Here is a 6,885-nt window from a genome sequence, read left to right as displayed (position 1 = left end):
GGTGTGTTTGGTGCTACGTTCACAGCACCTGTTGCAGGATCTAAAGTTACACCTGTATTCGTTGTAGAAACCTGTGTAAGTGTCAGTTCTGTTAAATTGGCTGGCGCACCATTATAAGTATCGTTTGCCAATACGTTTGGTACAGCGGTACCACCAGTGAAACCATTTGCAGAACCTGAATCACCGTTAGCCACGATCGCAATAGGATCTACTGTTACCGTAACGTTCGCAGTTTTAGCCTGACCAGGGTTCAGTTTATCTTCGATCTGGTAAACAACAGTGTAAGTTCCTGCAGGCGTGTTCGCCGCAACGTTTACTTTTCCGGTTGCCGGATCTAAAGTCACTTTAGCATCCGTTGTTGAAACCTGGGTTAAGGTTACGTTCGTCAATGTTGCTGGCGCACCGTTGTAGGTGTCATTCGCCAATACATCCGCAACTGCAGTACCACCAATAAAGCCATTTGCAGAACCTGTATCGTTAGTTGCAACCAAAGCAGGTGCACCAACAGTTACCGTTACAGAAGCTTGTTTGGTTTGGCCAGGGTTTAGTTTATCTTCAATTTGATAAACCAAAGTATAAGTTCCGGCAGGTGTATTTGGTGCTACGTTTACTGCACCAGTTGCCGGATCTAAGCTTAAGCCTGGGTTGGTTGCCGAAACCTGTGTTAAAGTTACATTCGCCAATGTTGCCGGACTCACACCATTATAGGTATCGTTTGTCAACACATTTGGAACGGCAACTCCTCCGGTAAAGCCATTGGCTGTACCAGTATCAGTATTGGCGTTCATCACTGGTGCATCTACTGTTACGCTAACACTTGCAGTAGTTTTTTGTCCAGGGTTTAACTTATCTTCAATTTGATAAACTACTGTATAAGTCCCAGCAGGCGTGTTTGATGCTACATTAACAGCACCCGTTGCAGGGTCTAACGTTACACCCGTATTGGTTGTTGAAACCTGCGTTAACGTAACATTCGTTAAAGTTGCAGGTGCACCATTATAAGTATCATTTGTTAAAACATTAGGTACAGCTTTTCCGCCAGTAAATCCGTTAGCATTACCATTATCTGCATTAGCCACAATGGCAGGTGCATTCACAATAATGGTTGCTGTTGCATTTGAAGTTGATGTAGGATTTACTTTATCCGCGATGCGGTATTCTACGGTATAGGTTCCGGCAGGTGTAGCTGGATCTACATTTACCGCTCCGGTTGTTACATCAAATTTGATTTTCGGATTAGATGTTGAAACCAAACTTAAGTTAACCTCATTTAATGTTGCGGTCGTTCCGTTGTACGTATCATTAATTAATACATTACTCACAGCTGTGCCACCGACAAAACCATTGATCGAGCCGGAATCGTTAGTCGCCAAGATACCTGGCGCAGTAACCGTAACCGTTACGTTAGCTGTAGTTTTCTGACCAGGATTTAATTTATCTTCAATTTGATAAACTACCGTATATGTTCCGACCGGAGTTCCAGCCTCAACCAGGATTGCTCCTGTTGCCGGATCTAATTTAACCTTCGCATTGTCAGAAGAAACCTGAGTTAAGGTCACGTTGTTTAAAGTTGCAGGGTTTCCATTATAAGTATCGTTAGCCAATACATTTGGAACCGCTGTACCACCAGTGAAACCGTTGGCATTTCCATTATCGGCAGTTGCCACCATTGCAGGTGCATTTACAGTAATGGTTGCCGTGGCAGTTGTAGATTGAGATGGATTTAATTTATCCGTGATGCTATAAACAACATTGTACGTACCAGCTGGGGTGTTGGCCGCAACGTTTACTGCACCAGTAGAGGTATTTAAAGTAACGTTAGGGTTCGTTGTAGAAACCTGACTTAATGTAACATTTGTTAAAGTTGCAGGTGCACCGTTGTAAGTATCATTAGTTAATACGTTTGGAACAGCAGTGCCTCCCGTTAAACCATTTGTGGTACCCAAATCTGCGTTTGCAATAATTTGCGGCGCTGTTACCGTAACTACTGCATTGGCATTTTTCGTTTGAGCAGGATTAATCTTATCCTGAATCTGGTAAACGACAGTATAAGTTCCGGCAGGTGTATTAGCTCCAACATTTACTTTCCCGGTTGTCGGGTCTAACGTGATGTTGTTATTGGTAGTTGATACCTGGCTTAAGTTCACATTATTTAATGTAGCCGGACCGTTGTTATAAGTATCGTTAACCAATACATCAGCGATTGCAGTAGCGCCACTAAATCCGTTTGCTGTTCCGGCATCATCATTTGCCACCAATGCAGGTGCATCAACGGTAATGGTTGCCACGGCAGTTTTTGTTAATGTTGGATTTAATTTATCAGCAATTTGATAAGTAACCGAATATGATCCGCTTGGTGTGCCGGCTGCAACATTGATTGCACCTGTAGCAGGATTTAAAGTTACGTTGGCATTTGTAGTAGAAACCTGCGTTAAGGTTACCACTGCCGTGGTAGCTACATTTCCATTGTAGGTATCGTTGGCTAAAACATTATTTACAGCAACGCCACCAGCAGCGCCGTTAGCAGTACCCGCATCATTGGCAGCAATCAAATCTGGTGCATTAACGGTTATTACAGCATTTGCTGTTTTTGTTTGCGTTGGATTTAATTTATCCTGAATCTGATAAACAACAGTATAAGTTCCGGCAGGTGTACCCGAAGCTACATTTACCGCTCCTGTCGCTGGATCTAAAGTGACATTAGTATTGCCTGTGGATACCTGGCTTAAATTAACATTTGTTAAAGTAGCAGTTCCTGTATTATAATTATCGTTCGCTAAAACGTTATCGATTGCTTTACCTCCAGCAAAACCATTAACGCTACCTGCATCAGCGTTAGCGGCTAATGCAGGTGCAGTAACCGTTACAGTCACCGTTGCTGTTTTAGTTTGCGATGGAATCGGATTAACCTTATCCTGAATTTGATAAACGAGCGTATAAGTTCCGGCAGGTGTATTTGGATCTACATTTACAGCACCAGTTGCTACATCTAATTTAACTTTTGTATCAGAAGATGATATTTGAGAAAGATTTACTTCAGCTAATAAAGCCGTATTTCCGTTATACGAATCGTTAGCTAAAACATTATCTACAGCTTTGCCACCGGTAAAACCATTAATAGTGCCGCTATCATTATTGGCAACAATTGCAGGTGCAGTAACAGTAACCGTTACACTTGCCTCTTTAAATTGACCTGGATTTAATTGATCAGCAATTCTATAAACAACTACGTACGAACCTGCCGGTGTATTTGCAGCAACGTTTATCGCTCCTGTTGTTGTATTTAAGGTAACGTTAGTATTTGTAGTTGATACCTGAGTTAAAGTGACGTTTGCCACGGTAGCAGGCGCACCATTATAGGTATCGTTTGCCAACACATTTTGTACGGCAACATCACCGGTAAAACCATTAGCCGTACCGTTGTCAGCATTGGCCACAATCGCAGGAGCTGTTACAGTAACGGTTACGGTTGCATCTTTAAACTGACCTGGATTTATTTTATCAGCAATTCTATAAGTTAAAGTATAGGCGCCGGCTGCTGTACCAGGATCTACATTTACTTTACCGGTTGCAGGATCTAATTTAACTTTCGTACTTGTTGATGTTAATTGCGATAACACGACTTCATTAAGCGTAGCCGGATTCCCGTTGTAGGTATCGTTAGCCAAAACATTATCGACAGCACCGCCACCGGTAAATCCGTTAACAGCACCATTATCATCGTTTGCAACAATTGGCGCCGCAGCAACTACAACCGTTACAGTTGCTTGTTTAGATAATGTTGGATTGATTTTATCGGTGATCTGGTAAACAACAGTATAGGTTGAGGCAGGCGTACCAGGATCAACATTAACCGCACCAGTTGCCGGATCAACATTTACACGTGGATCAGAAGTAGATACGCGTGATAAAGTTACACCAGCTAAAGTTGCTGTGTTTCCGTTGTATTTATCATTAGCCAGCACATTGCTTACCGCTACCCCACCCGTGAAACTATTTGCGGCGCCATTATCAGCATTTGCAATTAATTCCGGAGCTTCAACAGTAATCACCACTTGAGCCGTTTTCTTTTCTGTCGGATTTACAAGATCAGTAATTTCGTAAACTACCGTATATGTACCTGCAGGTGTACCCGGTGTAACAGTGACTTTTCCCGTAGCTGGATCAAGCTGAACTTTTGGATCTGATGTAGAAACCTGGCGCAAGGACACCTCATTTAAGGTAGCAGTATTGCCATTATAATTATCGTTTGCCAATACATTTTCGATAGCAGTACCACCCGTTAAACCGTTAATTGATTTTGCATCATCAACAGCAACCATGGTTGGTAAACCAACAGTTACAGTAACAGATGCAGGAGAGCTTAAAGTCGGGTTCAATTTATCTACGATTTCGTAATTTAAAGTATATGTGCCCGCTTTTGTTTTTGGAGCAACAACAACATTGCCGTTAGCAGTATTTAAAGTGATCCTCGGATCTGAAGCGTTTACAAATCTTAAACTGACAGTAGTTAAGGTTGCAGGATCGCCATTGTAAGTATCATTGGTTAAAACGTTACTTACGGCTACCCCACCCGTGAAACTGTTTGCGTTTCCGGTATCATTATTGGCAGCCAATGCTGGTGCATTAACAATAACCGTAGCAACCGCCTCAGCAGTTTTGCTGGCATCCAATAAATCGACAATCCGATAACGAACATTGTAAGAACCTGCAGCTGTATTTGCCGCAACGTTTACTTTTCCTGTTGCAGGATCGATTGTTACATTATTGTTGGTGGTAGAAACCTGTTCAATTTTTACGTTGCTTAAAGTAGCTTGCTGTCCACCATTAACATTGTCATTTACCAGAACGTTATTAATAGCTGTTCCACCAGTAAAGCCGTTTGCTGAACCTGAATCGTTATTGGCAAGGATGTTTCCTGAACCAACATTCACCGTAATTTTTGCTACCGATGATTTAGTAGCATCTAACTTATCAGTAATTCTATATTCGATAACATAAGCACCCGCAGGCGTGTTTGCCGCAACATTTACTGTTCCATTGGCAACATCTAAAGTCAGCTTTCCAGGTAAGGCATTACTAACTTCGCTTATGGTTACCGAACTTGTAGTTGCAGCATTGGCAACACCGTTATAGGTATCATTAATTAAAATATTTGGAGATGCTACACCACCAGCTGTACTGGCTGTAACCGCATCGTCAACAGCTAAAATTGTTCCTGTGGTAACCGAAACAACTGCATTCGCCTGAGAAGTTTTAGTATTATCGAGTTTATCAGTAATGGTATAGCTGATGGTATAAGTACCAACAGGTGTTCCAGCTTCTACAGAGATTTGACCTGTCGTGGTATTTAAAGTAACCTTACCATTGCTGTTGTTGGTATTCTGACTGATCGTAACATTATTTACAGTAGCTGAGTTGGCAACACCGTTGTAAGTATCATTTGCTAATACATTTAAAACGTTTGCGCCTCCGTTAGCACCGTTTGTGCTTACCGCATCATTTTGCGCCAGAATAGTACCATTGATCACAGTGATTACCGCATCAGCTGTTGAAGTTTTGCTGTTGTCTAACTTATCTGTGATGGTATATTTAATGGTATAAGTACCTACCGGAGTTGCCGGGTCTACGGTAACAAATCCAGTAGCTACATCAAGTTTAACCTTACCTCCACTGTTATTTGCATTTTCAGCGATGGTTACGTTCGCTGGAGTTGCCGAATTGGCAATACCATTATAAGTATCGTTTGCTAAGATATTCAATCCCGTTGCATCACCCGTGGTACCATTTACAGTCTTCGCATCATTCTGTGCCAAGATGATACCATTCGCAACGGTTACGGTAACCGTGATTTCATCAGAAGTTACGCCATTTGAAGTAAGTTTGTATTTATAGGTGTCCGTTCCGATGTAACCAGTTACAGGAACATAGTTTACTGTTCCATCTGCGATTACACTTGTTGTACCATGAGCTGGAGGCGTAGAGATACTAACCGTGGCAGTTGCAACTGCTGCACCATCATTAACTCTTACATCGTAATTTCTTGTGGCATTGATAGAAGTACTATAACTGTCGTTTACCCCTGTTGGTTTAACTGTAACCGTTGCACTCTGACCAGTCACCGCACTGCTGCATCCATTGGCATCAGAGATATTAACTAAATTATAAGTAAATACACCAGCAGCAGCTGTAGTTTGTGTTATGGTTGCACTCGAAGTGCTGCTGTTAAGCGTGTTATTTGAACCACCGTTGATGGTATATGTGAATATAAACGGCGCTGTTCCTGTAGCAGTAAAAGTTACATTCGGATTTGTTGCGCCGATGTTAACCGTTGTCGTACCAGAAATGGTAGCAGTTGGTAATGGATTTACGGTTACCACTACACCGTTGGAAGCAGGACTTGCACAGCCATTCGTATTGGTCGTAACAACGGTATATGTTCCAGATGTAGTTGCCGTGTAAGTTTGATTGATTGCTCCGGAGATGGCACTACCACTCCTGAACCATTGATAAGTTGTTCCTGTTGTTGAGGTTAATACCACACTTCCACCAGTACAGAATGTGGTCGTTGTGCTCGCCGTTGCAGTTGCTGCAGGTAGAGCATTAATGGTAATGTTTGCAGTTGTCGTATTTGAGCATATACCGTTGCTAAAGCTATAAGTAACGGTATAGATTCCGGCAGTACTCGCACCAAGATCAATGGCGCCGGTTGATGGATTAATAATTAAACCTGTAGAAGAAGAAGTATATGTACCATTTGCAGTTCCCGTTTGTGTGACTGTTGCTGTACCGGTTGCGCAATATGGTGTGGAGCCATAGCTGATGGTTGCTGTTGGTAAAGGATTTACTGTAATGTCCCTGGTTACAGCGGTTGAACAGTTGTTG

At 42.3% G+C, this 6,885-nt stretch carries 1 protein-coding gene; it reads right to left on the bottom strand.

All coding sequences use genetic code 11. From position 1 onward, the window contains the following. Nucleotides 1-6,885, bottom strand: a 6,885-nt coding sequence (locus tag ON09_RS21225) for an Ig-like domain-containing protein (protein WP_010603084.1), incomplete at both ends; no start/stop codon positions are given.

The sequence above is a fragment of the Pedobacter agri PB92 genome, from assembly GCF_000258495.1.
Classification (GTDB): domain Bacteria; phylum Bacteroidota; class Bacteroidia; order Sphingobacteriales; family Sphingobacteriaceae; genus Pedobacter; species Pedobacter agri.
Note: the sequence above shows the minus strand (reverse complement) of the source record. Positions and strands in the feature narration are given on the sequence as shown.